Origin of the sequence: Bradyrhizobium sp. SYSU BS000235 (genome assembly GCF_049747295.1) — a bacterium.
In the GTDB taxonomy this organism is placed as follows: Bacteria; Pseudomonadota; Alphaproteobacteria; order Rhizobiales; family Xanthobacteraceae; genus Afipia.
Genome location: NZ_JBMHJM010000001.1, coordinates 2,539,034 through 2,553,735 on the forward strand (window position 1 = coordinate 2,539,034; position 14,702 = coordinate 2,553,735).

Genomic DNA, 14,702 nt, shown 5'->3' on the forward strand with positions numbered 1-14,702 from the left:
AGAACCTTTTCAGGCGCCGCGCCGCATCGAGTTGCGCCAGCTTTTGATCGACGCCCAGACCGCGCGATCCAGTTTGAAGCAGTCGACCGGCGTCGATGAGCCGAGCGCGAGGAACCGATGCAGCTCGACACCGGTCCACTGGAAGCCGCACTTTTCCAGCACGTGACGGGACGCCGGGTTCAGGACGCGCGCGCCCGAGATCAGTCGCTCGATGGCGAATTCCTCGAAGGCATAATCGATCACCGCCCGCGCCGCTTCCGTCGCGTAGCCTTTGCCCCAGTGATCGACGCCGAGGCAGTAGCCAAGTTCGGGCGCGTTTTCATCTTCCCAACTGATACCGACGAGACCAACAGCAGTGCGCTCGCGCTCGATCAGGAAGACGGTGTCGATGGCGTTCGCGATCGTGGTCACGAACGTTGTGGCGTCGTCGAGCGTGTATGGATGCGGCACACGACGCAGGTTCATGGACACGCGTTTGTCGGCAACGACAGCGGCGATGGCTTTTACGTCCGCGAGTGTCGGCTGGCGCAAAACCAGTCGCTCGGTCTCGAGGACGACGGTTCTTGATTCCCGCAACGTGGGTGTTGGCACTTCCTGCAACATGGGTAGGCTCCTTGGGTTGCGCCCGCCCCCCATGAACGAGCGCGCAAAACGAAAGGGGAGGCCGGTTTCCCGTCTCCCCTTCGAGCCTTCCAGTTGCTCTGCCGGTTCAACGAGACCCGGCAGACGCGATGTGTCTACCGTTTATTCAGCCGCGGCCACCATCGGAATTACCGAGATGAACGTGCGGCCGTTGGCTTTGGCGCGGAATTCGACGCGGCCTTCGACCTTGGCGAATAGGGTATGATCAGTGCCCATGCCGACGTTCTGGCCGGGATGCCAGGTGGTGCCGCGCTGACGTGCAATGATGTTGCCCGGAATCACGTGCTCGCCGCCAAACGCCTTGATGCCAAGACGCTTACCTGCCGAGTCGCGTCCGTTGCGCGATGAACCGCCTGCTTTTTTGTGAGCCATGGCTCGTCTCCAAAATTCGTCTTTAAGCTATAGACCGATTCCTCGACGGAATCATTTCACTTTTTGTCGCTCTAGTGTCCCGATTCCGAAGTTCGCATCGTTTCGCTGCAGCTTCGTTTGCGAACTTCGGAATCGAAGGACACTAGCAAGTTATTGTTCTAGTGTGGCTTTGGTTCAGAAGTCCGCATTCCAGGCTCGCCGCACAAATGATGCGGACTTCTGAACCGCCACACTAGGCCTTCGGCGCAGCTTTTTTGGCTGCGGTCTTCGGGGCTGCTGCCTTCTTGGCCGGAGCCTTCTTTGCAGGCGCATCGCCGTCAGCCGGCGCAGCCTCGACCTTCTTTTCCTTCTTCGGGCGCGGTCCGACGCTCGGAGACTTGCCGTCGGTCAGGATCTCGGTGACGCGGATCACCGTGATTTCGTCACGATAGCCGCGCTTGCGCTTCGAATTCTTGCGGCGGCGCTTCTTGAAGGCGATCACCTTCGGGCCGCGCTTGTGGTCCAGCACTTCGGCCGCAACCGATGCGCCGGCAATAAACGGAGCTCCGAGCGTCGGCGTATCGCCGCCGACAACCATCACTTCGCCCAGTTGCACGATCGTGCCGACATCGCCGGTGATCTTGCCAATCTCAAGTACATCATTCGGAACGACGCGGAATTGCCGGCCGCCGGTTTTGATGACTGCGAACATCGTTCTATTCCTTCGTGTTCGATCCCAGCACTCGGACGACGTCCGGGCCGGCTTCTTATTCAGTCGTTATGGGTTCACCGCGATCAGTTGGATCGCGAAATTCTTGCTTGGCTTGCTATCAGGCAACCATGCAAAAACAAACGGCGCGAGAAATCCCACGCCGGATGGCCATGACTTACATCGGCCGGAAGCGGTGAGTCAAGGCAAAGGGGTCCAAAAACCGCCCAAACGGCAGCGATTTAGCGCATTTTGGAGCGATTTTAGCAGGCTGTCGCGCCAAATCGCCCATGAAACAAACGGAGTTCCTCGCCGTTGTCACTCGCTTCGAGGGTAAGGGAAAGAGGGACTATGGCCGAAGACACGTTGACGACCGCCGGGATCGGCAACCATGGGGCCTCGCGCCTGCCATCCGTCGACATCGACAGTTACAATATTGAGTTGAAGGACGATGAGGGCTTTCTGGGGGACCGCGCCAGCAAGGGCGCTTTCCAGGCGATCCTCGACAACTGGCGCAAGCCGCTCAAGAAAAACGGCGATGACCCGTTCGGCGCCAAATCATCCGAAGAAATCAGCAAGAAAAAGCTCGACGAAATTCTGATCGGCGACGACGTCGAGGCGTCGGCGCTGGTTCACAGCGCCATCGAGGATTTCGCCAAGGAGCTGGCCTATGTCACGACGCGGTTTCTGAAGACCAAGGCCTGGGACAAGACCGAAGCGATCATTGTCGGCGGTGGATTTCGTCAGAGCCGGATCGGCGAACTGGCCATCGCGCGCGCCGACATCATTCTGAAGGCGGACGGCCACAAGATACGGATGATTCCGATCCGCTTCCATCCTGATGAGGCGGGGCTGATCGGCTGCGCGCACCTCGCGCCGTCATGGATTTTCGAAGCTCATGATTCCATCCTGGCTGTCGACATCGGCGGCACCAATATCCGCTGCGGCGTGGTGGAAACCCGTCAGAAGAAGGCTGCGGATCTGTCCAAAGCCCAGGTCTGGAAGTCGGAGCTGTGGCGGCACGCGGATGATGAGCCGACCCGCGAGGGTGCGGTGAAAAAGCTCGCCAATATGCTGAAGGACCTGATCAAGCAGGCCGAAACCGAAGGGCTGAAGCTGGCGCCGTTTATCGGGATTTCCTGCCCCGGCGTCATCAAGGACGACGGCTCGATCGAGAAAGGCGCGCAGAACCTCCCGGGCAACTGGGAAAGCAGCAAGTTCAACTTACCTAGCAGCCTGATCGACGCGATCCCCTCCATCGGGGCGCACGACACGGCGGTGCTGATGCACAATGACGGCGTGGTGCAGGGCTTGAGCGAGATCCCGTTCATGCAGGACTACAAACGCTGGGGAATTTTGACCATCGGCACCGGGCTCGGCAATGCGCGCTTCACCATGCGTAATCCGCGCGAGAAGACCGACAAGAACGAGAAGAAAAAGGGGTAAGGGGCGGGCCTCATCTCGCGCGCGTCGCGCCTCGGGCGCAAAGCCGCCTTTGCCCGCAGGCGACCATCCTCGGCAGGGCGGATGCTCACCGGCCGCGAGCGTCGCGGGGGTGGGTCCGTCCCAGCCGCATAAAACCTCCCACTTTGCAGGAGGTTGCTTGCCGGGCCTGACCGTCGGGGCGCCTGCAAGAGCCGGAACGGCGCCTCATCAAACAGGGTGGGTTAATCGCTTCCGCGCCTTGTTTCTCCGGCCAACCTCGCATAGAACACGCCCAACCCGGCAGACCATCTGCTGATTTGGCGCCTGGAGAGGTGGCAGAGTGGTTGAATGTACCGCACTCGAAATGCGGCATAGGTGCAAGCCTATCGAGGGTTCGAATCCCTCCCTCTCCGCCAAGCTGACTTAATGACCGAAAAGTCCTGATCTCTCGGCGCTGTCTGATCTAGGTTTTCAGGCGCAATTGCTGCTCGTCCATCGTCATCCCGATGTCGAAGCCTTGATTTACGGACGACGCCAGTTCGTGGCGTCACACGAATATTTCGGCCTCCGAATCTACGAACGATGATGAGGATGTGTTCACGCCCACGGGCCGCGCCTGTTGGTCGCCGTCGACATGGATCGTGTGGTTACCGGGATCGAAGCTGTAAGCCCGACTTGAGCAAAACACTATCGTCCCTTGTAACGGCCGCCTTCAGCGTCGAGAAGCTCCATAGCGTCCCTCATCTTTATCATCGCTCTCGTTATATCGGCTCACGATGATCCCGTGCGCTTCTCAAATGGATGGCGCAATGCCTGCGCTGCAGGAATGTGAGGCATTCCACGACCGTTAGCCATTTTACAGCCGCGATGGGCATCGATCATCGCGTCGCCCACGGCAGATGATGTCTGCTTTGGTCGTGACTGTTGCTACCGTCCTCGTATCTCACAAGACCTCTGTAGTCCTCAACGGCGCCCGCTCAAAGATGGCGCCCGTTGCACGTAAGAACGTCAACCAAACAAAAAGACTGAAGGGAAGAACCTTATCATGACGACCAGACGAAGCTTTCTTAAACACGGTGTGGCGGCGGCCGCCGGTGTGATGTTTTGCGGCTGTGGCATGGTGCACAATGCCAATGCGCAACAATCCCGGCAGAAGCTGCCGGTGACCGTCAACGGCAAGCGCATCAAGACCATCGACGTTCATGCGCATTGCCACATCCGCGAAGCCGCCGCGTTGCTCGGGGCCGACGGTGAGAAAATCCATATTCTTCCGATCAACGGCGGCGACGAGGTCTACATCGGTGTAGAAAAGCGGCTCGCCGCCATGGATGCGCAAGCCGTTGATCTCGAGGTGCTGTCGATCAACCCGTATTGGTACGACCGTGATCGCGACCTGGCAGGTCAGATCGTCAAGATCCAGAACGAGAAGCTTGCGGAGCTCTGCGCGTCGAAGCCGGATCGCTTTGCAGCCTTCGCATCCCTCACCCTTCAGGCTCCGGACCTCGCGGTTCAGGAACTGGAAACAGCGATCAAGAAGCAGGGCCTCAAAGGCGCTGCCATCGGCGGCGCCGTTAACGGCGTGAATTTTTCCGACCCGAAATTCAACCCGGTATGGGCGAAGGCCGAAGAGTTGGGTGTGCCGCTTTTCATCCATCCCCAGGGCATCCCGGAGTTGACCAAACGGCTCGCCGGAAACGGTTGGCTCGGCAATACGATTGCAAATCCGCTCGAAACCACGATCGCCTTGTCTCATCTCATCTTCGAGGGGACGTTCGATCGCTATCCAGGATTGACGGTCATTGCCGCGCATGGCGGCGGCTATCTGCCGTCATACGCCGACCGTTCGGATCACGCCTGTCTGGTCGGCCCGAGAGCATGCGACCCCACTATCAAACTGAAAAAGACGCCGTCGGAATATCTCAACCAGATCTATTTCGATTCGCTGGTCTTCACACCGGAAGCCATCCGCCATCTGGCCGCGCAGGTCGGTGCCAAGCAGATCATTCTCGGCAGCGACTATCCCTATCCATGGCAATTGGCGCCCGTCGATCACATCTTCGCCTGCACGTCGTTGAGCGATGACGACAAGGCCGACATCCTGGGACGGACCGCCGCCAAGGTGCTCAGGCTGAGCTAAGAGCTGTATTAGGGGCGACGGCTCTGTTTGGGGCCGTCGTCTCCCGCGCTTCTGGCTACAAGGTCGCGACAATCCGATGACCCTTGTTCGTCATCGTCGCTGATTGCCGCTCGCGATAGCGACATCGTCGAAGCTTGGGCGACCGAAAATCAGATCGCGCCACGTGTTGAAGCCGAAGTGTCGTGCACGCGTGCGACCTTAGCGCACACCTAAACTGCCCCGAGTTCCAGTAACCAATTTTCAATGCACGTCGCCTAGGTTGAAGTCAGGCCAGTTACGCAACCAGAAAAGGGCGATTTCCTCAGTCAATCCGTCACCGCCCCCTCAGCGTTCCTGCGTTCAATCAATTCTCAAACCCGCCGGTCAACCCGCGCCGCAGTCTGCTGCGACGTTGGAATCGTTTGTCCGCGGCTGACTAGCACTCCTGACCTTTCCGTAAGAAAGCAAAGTGGAATGTCCATTACGAAGCGCTCGTTTCTCGCCGGGGCCACTGCGGTCTCAGCCTCTACCATTCTGACAGGCAAGCTTCGCGCTGAGCCCGTCAAATCGATCCGGATGGACTTTGCGACTTACAATCCGGTCAGCCTGATCCTGAAGAACAACGGCTTCCTGGAAAAAGAACTGGCCAGCGACGGCATCAACGTCGAGTGGCTTCCGAGCGCCGGCAGCAACGTTGCTCTCGACTTGCTGAAGACCAACAAGGCGGACTTCGGTTCGGCGGCGGGCGCGGCGGCTCTCATCGGGCGCGCCAATGGCAATCCTCTGAAGTCGGTGTTCGTGTTCTCGCGTCCGGAATGGACCGCTCTGGTGGTCGGTGCGTCGTCGCCACTGAAAAGCCTCACGGACATCAAAGGTAAAAAGGTCGCCGCCACGCCGGGAACGGATCCGCACATCTTCCTGCTGCGTGCCCTGGAAAGCGTCGGCATGACCGACAAGGACATCGTGCTGAAGCCGGTGCCGCACGCCGAAGGTCGGGCTGCTTTGGAAAAAGGCGAAGTCGATGCCTGGGCCGGCCTCGATCCGATCATGGCGCAGAGCGAGCTGGTGGCGAAGTCCCGCCTGCTGTTTCGCGATCCGGTGCTGAACACCTACGGCATTCTCAATGTCCGCGAAGCCTTCGCTGCAGCTAACCCCGAGTTGGTGAAGCGCGTGCTGAAGGTCTACGACCAGGCCAGGCTCTATGCGGATGAGAATCCCGATGAGCTGCGCGACACGCTGGCGGCGGCGGCCAAGATCGACGACGCCGTGGCGTCACGGCAACTGGAGCGGACGGACCTGCGCAACTCGATCATCGGCACCGCGCAACAGCGCATCATCACGGCTGCCGGTGAAGTGCTGAAGCAGAGCGGGATCATCCCCGCATCCGTCGATATCGATAAGGTCGTCACCAGCATGATCGACCGTTCTTTCGCTCCAGCCAAGGCCTGATCCCATGACAATGAAATTCGGCGTTCGCGAACGGCTTTGCGCAGCGTTTGCAACCATCGGACTGCTCCCCCTCGTTTCGGCTGGTGTTGCCTGGATCGCATTCGATCAGATGGATGGTGCGATCAACGATATCGCGCGGGCCAAGCTGCCTCAGATCGAGGGATCCCTGTCGCTTGCCCGGCGCGTGGATTCGCTGGTGAGCTACGGCTACCAGCTGTTGGATTCGCCATCGGATGCGGAGCGGCAGACCCGCGCGTCCGCGGTCGCCAAATCGCTATCCGGTGCAACGGGCGAATTGCAGACGCTGCGCGGCGGTGCGCTGGACAAGGAAGCTGCTTCGACCATCGAGTCGCGGTTGGCTGATCTCAACAAGGCGCTCACCCGCGCTGATACCGTCGTCGGTCAAACGCTGGCGGCACGATCGAAGCTCGCCGAGTTGCCGAAACGCGCGGCAGAGTACAACACCAAGTTGACTGCTGCTTTACGGCCGCTGGTGATCGAACGCGGCAACAGGACTGTTGGCTTGATCGGCGAGATGGCCTCGCCGTCGACGACGCCGGAAGCCCGCACCAAGGCTGCCCGCGCGCTCAAGGCGTTGGGATACGTGTCGCTGGCGCTGTCCAACATCGGTCAGTCGAGCGCCCGTCTGCAGACGGCATTTGTGCAAACGACGGTGGCGCCGAACGATACAGCTCTCAAGCCGATCCAGCAGAGCATCGCGCGTGAGATCGACGCCATGGCGATCGCGGTCGACGATCTGGATGGTGAAAGCCGCAAGGCGCTGGAACCATTTGTCGAAGCGTATGACAAACTGGCCAAGGAAAACTGGACCGGCCTTCGGCGCACTGAGTTGGCCGCCGATGCGGACCGCGTCTCGGTCATCGGCGAGAGCCGAACGGCCTCGACCGGTTTGAACGAGGCCGTCGCAGCGAATGTGAAGGTTGCCAAGGCGCAGGTTGCGGACGCGTCCGCCTCGGCGAGCGGGACCATCACCCAGAGCCGCCGCATGTTGCAGGCGACGGCGCTTGCCGCGCTGCTGCTGGCCGGCCTGATCGGCTGGCTCTATGTGGAGCGGAATATCGGACGGCGGCTGGTTGCGCTTGAACGCAGCATGCAGCGGATCGCGGATGGCGATTTGGAAACAGCTGGACCGGCAGCAAGTTCGGACGAAATCGGGCGCATGGCCAATGCGCTTGAAACCTTCCGCGCCAACGGGTTGCAGATGCAATCCCTGCAGCGCGAGCAGCAGACGTCGGAGCTGCGCGCTGCGGACCTTCGCAAGACGGACATGCAACGGCTGGCCGATGAGTTCGAAAGTGCGGTCGGCAAGATCATCCACACCGTCTCCTCTGCGGCATCCGAACTGGAAGCCTCGGCAAATACGCTGACATCAACCGCCGACCGGACCGAGTCTCTCTCGAACGTCGTGGCGTCGGCGTCGGAAGAAGCCTCGACCAACGTTCAATCGGTCGCATCGGCAACCGAAGAGATGGCGTCATCGGTCAATGAAATCAGCCGTCAGGTTCAAGAGTCCGCTCTGATCGCCAATGAGGCGGTGGAGCAGGCGCAGAAGACCAACGATCGTGTCGCGCAGCTGTCGAAAGCGGCGAGCCGAATCGGAGATGTTGTCGAACTGATCAACACCATTGCCGGGCAGACCAACCTTCTGGCTCTCAACGCCACGATCGAGGCGGCGCGTGCGGGCGATGCAGGCCGTGGCTTCGCCGTGGTGGCGTCCGAGGTCAAGGCGCTGGCTGAACAGACCGCGAAAGCAACCGGCGAGATCAGTCAGCAGATCAGCGGCATCCAGAGCGCGACCGACGAATCGGTGCTCTCCATCAAGGAAATCGGCGTCACCATCGGGCGGATGTCGGATATTTCGACCACGATCGCATCTGCGATCGAAGAACAGGGCGCCGCGACCCAGGAAATCTCGCGCAATGTGCAGCTGGCAGCGAAGGGCACCACGCAGGTAGCGTCGAGCATTGGCGATGTGCAGCGCGGCTCCAGCGAGACCGGATCGGCCTCCTCGCAAGTGCTGTCGTCCGCGCAGTCGCTTTCCCTTGAAAGCAACCGGCTGAAGCTCGAGGTGCAGAACTTCCTCGCGACCGTACGGGCCGCTTGACGACAACGAACGCGACTGGCCGCCGCTGCGGCCAGTCGCGTTCGATCCAGTCGTGTTTGAACCATGCGCCAAGCGGGCTCGGCTCCGCTGACAGCCCAGCCTTGTCCTTATTGGCTAAAAAAACGGCGCGTTTAGAAAACCGTCACTTGAATGGTAGATTTTTGCTGCGTACATTCGATTGGCGAATGAATTTTTCTTTCGCTGTGCGGAATTGTGGAATTTTTTCCTGAAAATTAAAAAAATTGAATTGGAGGGTTCTGCAGCCAAGCTGACCAACAGACGAAAAATCACCATCACAACGCCAAAACGAGAGATCGCGGCTTCGTCCTGGCAGGCGTGTCAGCACGTGAGCGTGATCATGAAATCATTCAATTCCTTAGGGGAAGCGAAGAATGCGGCAGCAACACCCGGTCGTCTACGACGAAAAAGAAACGCGCCTGGCCAATGAAATGGTCTTGGCGGAAGCGCGGCACATCGCCGAGCGCAAAGCGCAGGAAGAAGACTGCGACTGTAAAGAGGGCATGTTCCCTCAAGCCGGTCTGACGGATCGGCGCAAATTCCTGTTTGCTGCGGCGTCAGTCGCTGGCGTCGCGGGCTCTTCCGCCTTTGCACAGGCCGCTGAGCAAAAGGCGCCGCCCGGCGCATTTCATTTCGATGTGCCGGCGGACCCGACCAAGGAGCAGGGACGTGCCGTTGCCGCCGACGGCGGTTATGGTTCGCGCTCGCAGTTCGAAACGGAGGTGCGCTGGCGTTATCCGACGCCGAACGACCTGACGTCCTGGAGCATGACGCCGCTCGACAAGATGCTCGGCAACCTCACGCCCTCGGGCCTGCATTTCGAACGGCATCACGGCGGCATCCCGACGATCGATCCTGCCAAGCACAGTCTGATCATTCACGGCATGGTCGACACGCCGAAGAAATTCTCGATCAATGATCTGAAGCGTCTTCCATCGGTCACGCGCAAGCATTTCATCGAATGCTCGGGCAATGGACTGACCGAGTGGAATAAGCCGACGATGAAAACCGTGCAGGGCACGCACGGCCTGCTCAGCACCTCGGAATGGACCGGTGTGCAATTCGCCACCCTCGCACGCGAGATCGGCCTGAAGGAAGGCTCCGCCTGGGTGCTGGCCGAGGGCGCCGACGCTGCGGTGATGACGCGCAGCGTGCCGATGGAGAAGATGCTCAAGGATGCGCTGATCGCCTATGGACAGAACGGCGAGGCGCTGCGGCCCGAACAGGGCTATCCGCTGCGGTTGTTGCTGCCGGGTTATGAGGGCAACACGCACATCAAGTGGCTGCGTCGTCTTGAAATCAGCGACAAGCCGTTCATGACTCGCGAGGAGACGTCGAAATACACCGATCTTCTTGGCGACGGCAAAGCCCGTCAGTTCAGCCTCGACATGGATGCAAAGTCCGTCATTACGTTCCCATCCGGTGACATGAAGCTGCCGGGGGCGGGCTTCTACAACATCCAGGGATTTGCATGGAGCGGACGCGGCCGCATTCAGTCGGTCGATGTGTCCGTCGATGGCGGCAAGACCTGGTATCCGGCGCGGCTCGACTCCGTGCCTGAGCCGATCTGCACTGTGCGCTTCTCTTTCCCGTGGGTCTGGGATGGCAAACCGGCGGTGCTGCAAAGCCGCTGTACCGATGAGACCGGTTATGTGCAGCCGACGTTGAAGCAGTTGATCGCCATTCGCGGATCCAATGGTCCGTTCGGTTCGATCTACCATCTCAACGCCATTCAAAGCTGGGCCGTCAACGAAGCCGGGGATGTCGCCAATGTTCACGCCTAAGAACCTGTTGAAGTCTGCCGCTCTTCTCGCTTCGGTTCTGGTGTCGTCGGCTGCGTTTGCGCAAGGCGCCCCGACGCATTACGGCTTCGGCACTGCCGTGACGCCGCAGGATCTCGCCGGGAAGTTCTCGATTCCGCCGGACGGTCGGGGATTGCCGCCGGGCAGCGGTACGGCCGCGGCCGGCGCGAAAATCTTCGCCGAAAATTGCGTTGCCTGCCATGGCGAAAAGCTCGAGGGCAATCCTGCCGTGGGAGTCGGTGGTGATCGTCTCATCGGCGGCCGCGGCTCGCTGGCGACCAAGACGCCGGTCAAGACGGTGGAAAGCTATTGGCCGTACGCGACGACGCTGTTCGACTACATCAAGCGCGCCATGCCGTTCAGCGCACCGGGATCGCTGAAGGATGACGAAGTCTACGCCCTCGTCGCCTACATTCTGTCGGAAGCAAAGGTCATCAAGCCGACAGAGGTGATGGATGCAAAGACGTTGCCGAAGGTGGCGATGCCCAATCGCGATGGCTTCATTCCGGATGCGCGGCCGGAGCTTTCGCTCTACCGCTGACGGGATCTCGTCGCTGAGAATGGACGCACCGGATCGTTTTCCGTCCGCTCTTGGCTCTTTCAAACATGATGTCAATGCAGGGCTCGAGCGATCGGGCCCTGTATTTGTTTTGGGGGATTGTTGACCTGCTATGCGCCTGCCAAAAAGCATTGACATAATGTTGTATATACACCAATCTGTCCGCCAGAACCGTTTCCGAGCAGAACAATGGTCGACGACATTACCAACGAGATTACCCGGAACTGCCTGCTGACGCGGACGCGGCGCATCGCACGGGTCATCACCAGTATCTACGATGAGGAATACAGGCCGTTCGGAATCAATGCGCCTCAGGTCTCTTTGCTGGTGATGATTTCCAGGCTTGGCTCGGCGAGCCGCGCCGAGATCGGACGCCAGAACCATCAGGATCGATCGACCCTGACCCGAAACCTTCAGCTCATGATCTCGAACGGATGGATCGAAGAAGTTCCGCATGAAGAGGGCGGCCGAAAACGGGCCATCGTCCTGACCAAGGCAGGCAAGAAGTTACTCAATGACGTCGTGCCGGCGTGGCGGGCAGCGCAACGGCGAGGAAAAGCCTTGCTCGGCGAGAGCGGCGCCGCAGCCATCAAGAGCATTGCCGACGGGCTTTGATAAGGGTTGTCGTACGGGCTCGGGGTCGAGCAGTGTGTTCGTAATGTTGTATATACAATAATCAAAGCAGCGAGGTTCAAATGACAAACGTTAAAGCAGCGGCAGTCCAGATCAGCCCCGTCCTCTATAGCCGCGAGGGGACCGTCGATAAGGTGGTTCGCAAAATCCTCGACCTTGGCCGCCAAGGGGTGCAGTTCGCCACGTTCCCGGAGACGGTGATCCCCTATTATCCGTACTTCTCATTCGTGCAGTCGGCTTTCGAACTCAATCTCGGCAAGGAGCATCTGCGGTTGATCGACCAGGCAGTGACCGTGCCGTCGGCCGCCACGCAAGCCATCGGCGATGCCTGCAAGCAAGCACGCATGGTGGTGTCCATCGGCATCAATGAGCGCGATGGCGGAACGCTCTATAACACGCAGTTGCTGTTCGATGCGGATGGAACCTTGATCCAGCGCCGCCGCAAGATCAATCCGACCTATCATGAGCGCATGATCTGGGGGCAGGGCGACGGATCTGGATTGCGTGCCGTGGACAGCGCTGTAGGACGCATCGGCCAGCTCGCCTGCTGGGAGCACTATAATCCACTGGCCCGTTACGCGCTGATGGCTGATGGCGAACAGATTCATTCGGCCATGTATCCGGGCTCGTTCGCCGGCGATATCTTTGCGGAGCAGATGCAGGTCAATATTCGCCAGCATGCACTGGAGTCCGCCTGCTTCGTCGTCAACGCTACGGCCTGGCTCGATCCCGATCAGCAAGCCCAGATCATGAAAGATACAGGCTGCAGCATCGGCCCGATCTCAAGCGGCTGCTTTACGGCCATCGTCGCGCCGGATGGTTCGTTGATCGGTGAGCCGCTGCGTTCGGGAGAGGGCGAAGTCATCGCCGATCTCGACTTCACTCTGATCGACCGGCGCAAACGTCTGATGGATTCGCGCGGTCATTATAGCCGGCCAGAACTGCTGAGCTTGCTCATCGATCGGACGCCCACCTCGCACGTTCACGAGCGAAGCGCGCATCCCATAGCGCCTGTTGTCGCACAGAGAGAAGCCGTCGAGGTGTGATGGCCCGCCGGAAGCTGGACACACTCCTGCGCGGTCAGCGCAGGAGTGTTGCGGCTATAGCGGCGCTTGATGCTCAAGGTCTGCCGTGTAGACAGGTTAATACTAATGGAACCTCGGCGAAGACGGACGAGAGATACATTGCGATTTATCGATGCCGGTGGTCTAATATCGCTGTTGATTATAAGCGTATGAATTTCATAATTTTTCTTGGTGCACACACAGGGTGCAGACTAACCGCTGCCTCTGATGGGTCGGTCAGTGAATGGCGTTCCCTTGAAAAAGATATTGATTGTGTTTGGCACGAGGCCAGAGGCCATCAAGATGGCCCCGGTCGTATCAGAACTCCGTCAGAGCACTCGTCTGGACGTGAAAGTCTGCGTCACTGCTCAGCATCGGGAGATTTTAGATCAGGTCATAGAATTATTTGGCATGACGTGTGACTTCGATCTCGATGTCATGCGGCCGAACCAGACGCTGGATCAACTCACCGCACGCATCCTGACGGGGATGGGCGGCATCTTGGATGCCGAGAAACCGGATGTCGTGTTGGTTCACGGCGACACCACGACGACGCTTGCGACGTCTCTCGCGGCGTTCTATCGCCAAATTCCGGTTGGTCATGTGGAAGCCGGCTTGCGATCGGGATCGCTCTACGCCCCGTGGCCCGAGGAAATGAACCGGCGCGTGACAAGTCTTGCGACGCGATATCATTTTGCGCCCACTCCCCAGGCCAGAATGAACCTCGTTGCGGAGGGGATCGATGAGGCGTCCATCCATGTGACGGGCAACACCGTCATCGATGCCCTGTTGGACATGCGGGGGCGGATCGATGCGTCTGCGGACCGCCGCGCAGTCTTGGCAAAAAGGTTTCCGTTCGTGGGGCAGGACGGGCGTCGCATGATCCTCGTGACGGGACACAGGCGAGAAAATTTTGGCAACGGTTTCGAAAATATCTGTAACGCGCTGCTTCGTATCGTTCGGGAGCACGATGTCAGAATCGTCTATTCGGTGCATCCGAATCCAAACGTGCGAGAGCCTGTCGAGCGTCTGCTAGGCGCAAATGATCAGATCACGCTGATCGATCCGCAGGACTACGAGCCTTTCGTGTTCCTGATGCAGCAGTCGTATCTGATTATCACGGATTCCGGCGGTGTGCAGGAAGAGGCGCCGTCGCTTGGCAAGCCGGTTCTTGTGATGCGGGAGAAAACCGAACGGCCGGAGGCCGTCAATGCGGGCACCGTCATTTTGGTCGGGACCGACCCAGAGCGAATTTTCGGCGAGACATCGAAGTTGTTGACCGACACCGCTCACTATCAGGCGATGGCACAGGCCATAAATCCATACGGCGACGGCCTTGCTGCTTCACGGATTCGGTCAGTCCTGGAGAGCTAAGGGCACCGAAGGACGGGAATAGCAAATTCACTCTGAGGAAAGCGGTGCTCCATCGCTGGAGCGCCGTGTCATGGCGCCGTAAAATGACGACTGCCTGTCGGTTCAGTGACGCTTTGGATAAGGCGTCTGCTGCTGAATCTCCACTGCGCTTGGTTCCCAGACGCGCGGCTTGGGCTTTGCGGCAGCTGGCGCGGCTTGCTGAGGAGGAGTGTTTGCCGCGGTAGTTTGAGCCCGCGGCGCCGAATTTGCTGGTTGCGTCTGTTCTGGCGTATTGGCTTGATCGAGGCGGCCAGCGCGCACATTGACAGAAGTAACCGTCTGCGAATCGACATCGAAGGCGCATTCATAGCTCACCCGAACCCAGGACTTCGATGCGTCCATGAAGCGAACGGAGTCGCCTCGGAAACGGACGACGGCGTCGCTAGGTGATGATGG

General features: G+C 59.5%; 12 protein-coding genes and 1 tRNA gene. 10 read left to right on the forward strand and 3 right to left on the reverse strand.

Annotated features, from left to right (window positions below):
- Nucleotides 1–9: 9 nt before the first annotated feature.
- From ACP0KA_RS11885 to rplU, 3 genes are all read right to left on the reverse strand, one after another.
- Complete coding sequence (locus ACP0KA_RS11885) at nucleotides 10–603, reverse strand: GNAT family N-acetyltransferase (protein ID WP_424628990.1); 594 nt, start codon at nucleotides 601–603, stop codon at nucleotides 10–12.
- 141 nt (nucleotides 604–744) lie between these two features.
- Nucleotides 745–1,014 (reverse strand): 50S ribosomal protein L27, encoded by a 270-nt coding sequence (gene rpmA / locus ACP0KA_RS11890; RefSeq protein ID WP_424628991.1) that lies wholly within the window; start codon nucleotides 1,012–1,014, stop codon nucleotides 745–747.
- 232 nt (nucleotides 1,015–1,246) lie between these two features.
- On the reverse strand, nucleotides 1,247–1,705 hold the full coding sequence (gene rplU / locus ACP0KA_RS11895; protein ID WP_424628992.1) for a 50S ribosomal protein L21: 459 nt from the start codon (nucleotides 1,703–1,705) through the stop codon (nucleotides 1,247–1,249).
- A 348-nt stretch (nucleotides 1,706–2,053) separates the two neighbouring features.
- On the opposite strand from rplU, the gene ACP0KA_RS11900 reads away from it, so the two are divergent.
- The 10 genes from ACP0KA_RS11900 to wecB all read left to right on the forward strand — a co-directional run bounded on the left by ACP0KA_RS11900 (nucleotide 2,054) and on the right by wecB (nucleotide 14,267).
- Nucleotides 2,054–3,148, forward strand: a complete 1,095-nt coding sequence (locus ACP0KA_RS11900) for an ROK family protein (RefSeq protein WP_424628993.1) — start codon at nucleotides 2,054–2,056, stop codon at nucleotides 3,146–3,148.
- 305 nt (nucleotides 3,149–3,453) lie between these two features.
- Nucleotides 3,454–3,543, forward strand: a tRNA-Ser gene (locus ACP0KA_RS11905).
- A gap of 629 nt (nucleotides 3,544–4,172) precedes the next feature.
- Nucleotides 4,173–5,264, forward strand: coding sequence for an amidohydrolase family protein (locus ACP0KA_RS11910; protein ID WP_424628994.1), 1,092 nt, complete (start codon nucleotides 4,173–4,175; stop codon nucleotides 5,262–5,264).
- Nucleotides 5,265–5,717: 453 nt separating this feature from the next.
- Nucleotides 5,718–6,692: an aliphatic sulfonate ABC transporter substrate-binding protein gene (locus ACP0KA_RS11915; protein ID WP_424628995.1), complete on the forward strand. Its 975-nt coding sequence runs from the start codon at nucleotides 5,718–5,720 to the stop codon at nucleotides 6,690–6,692.
- 4 nt (nucleotides 6,693–6,696) lie between these two features.
- A complete protein-coding gene (locus tag ACP0KA_RS11920) occupies nucleotides 6,697–8,817 on the forward strand; it encodes a methyl-accepting chemotaxis protein (RefSeq protein ID WP_424628996.1) in 2,121 nt (706 codons plus the stop codon).
- 521 nt (nucleotides 8,818–9,338) lie between these two features.
- The gene (gene soxC, locus ACP0KA_RS11925) at nucleotides 9,339–10,619 is read left to right on the forward strand and encodes a sulfite dehydrogenase (RefSeq protein WP_424631568.1); all 1,281 of its coding nucleotides are present in this window, start codon (nucleotides 9,339–9,341) and stop codon (nucleotides 10,617–10,619) included.
- Complete coding sequence (locus tag ACP0KA_RS11930) at nucleotides 10,606–11,178, forward strand: c-type cytochrome (protein WP_424628997.1); 573 nt, start codon at nucleotides 10,606–10,608, stop codon at nucleotides 11,176–11,178. The genes soxC and ACP0KA_RS11930 overlap by 14 nt, the downstream gene beginning before the upstream one ends.
- 207 nt (nucleotides 11,179–11,385) lie before the next feature.
- Nucleotides 11,386–11,811 (forward strand): MarR family winged helix-turn-helix transcriptional regulator, encoded by a 426-nt coding sequence (locus tag ACP0KA_RS11935; protein WP_424628998.1) that lies wholly within the window; start codon nucleotides 11,386–11,388, stop codon nucleotides 11,809–11,811.
- A gap of 80 nt (nucleotides 11,812–11,891) precedes the next feature.
- Nucleotides 11,892–12,875 carry a nitrilase-related carbon-nitrogen hydrolase gene (locus tag ACP0KA_RS11940; protein ID WP_424628999.1) on the forward strand — a complete coding sequence of 328 codons (984 nt, stop codon included), beginning with the start codon at nucleotides 11,892–11,894 and terminating at the stop codon, nucleotides 12,873–12,875.
- Between the two features lie 246 nt (nucleotides 12,876–13,121).
- The gene (gene wecB / locus ACP0KA_RS11945; RefSeq protein WP_424629000.1) at nucleotides 13,122–14,267 is read left to right on the forward strand and encodes a non-hydrolyzing UDP-N-acetylglucosamine 2-epimerase; all 1,146 of its coding nucleotides are present in this window, start codon (nucleotides 13,122–13,124) and stop codon (nucleotides 14,265–14,267) included.
- Nucleotides 14,268–14,702 lie beyond the last annotated feature (435 nt).

What these genes read in the sequence shown, in the direction of transcription:
- wecB (WP_424629000.1), top strand. Translation starts at nt 13,122, where the DNA reads ATGGGTCGGTCAGTGAATGGCGTTCCCTTGAAAAAGATATTGATTGTG.
- ACP0KA_RS11900 (WP_424628993.1), top strand. Translation starts at nt 2,054, where the DNA reads ATGGCCGAAGACACGTTGACGACCGCCGGGATCGGCAACCATGGGGCC.
- ACP0KA_RS11935 (WP_424628998.1), top strand. Translation starts at nt 11,386, where the DNA reads ATGGTCGACGACATTACCAACGAGATTACCCGGAACTGCCTGCTGACG.
- ACP0KA_RS11915 (WP_424628995.1), top strand. Translation starts at nt 5,718, where the DNA reads ATGTCCATTACGAAGCGCTCGTTTCTCGCCGGGGCCACTGCGGTCTCA.
- ACP0KA_RS11920 (WP_424628996.1), top strand. Translation starts at nt 6,697, where the DNA reads ATGACAATGAAATTCGGCGTTCGCGAACGGCTTTGCGCAGCGTTTGCA.
- rpmA (WP_424628991.1), bottom strand. Translation starts at nt 1,014, where the DNA reads ATGGCTCACAAAAAAGCAGGCGGTTCATCGCGCAACGGACGCGACTCG.
- rplU (WP_424628992.1), bottom strand. Translation starts at nt 1,705, where the DNA reads ATGTTCGCAGTCATCAAAACCGGCGGCCGGCAATTCCGCGTCGTTCCG.
- soxC (WP_424631568.1), top strand. Translation starts at nt 9,339, where the DNA reads ATGTTCCCTCAAGCCGGTCTGACGGATCGGCGCAAATTCCTGTTTGCT.
- ACP0KA_RS11940 (WP_424628999.1), top strand. Translation starts at nt 11,892, where the DNA reads ATGACAAACGTTAAAGCAGCGGCAGTCCAGATCAGCCCCGTCCTCTAT.
- ACP0KA_RS11930 (WP_424628997.1), top strand. Translation starts at nt 10,606, where the DNA reads ATGTTCACGCCTAAGAACCTGTTGAAGTCTGCCGCTCTTCTCGCTTCG.
- ACP0KA_RS11885 (WP_424628990.1), bottom strand. Translation starts at nt 603, where the DNA reads ATGTTGCAGGAAGTGCCAACACCCACGTTGCGGGAATCAAGAACCGTC.
- ACP0KA_RS11910 (WP_424628994.1), top strand. Translation starts at nt 4,173, where the DNA reads ATGACGACCAGACGAAGCTTTCTTAAACACGGTGTGGCGGCGGCCGCC.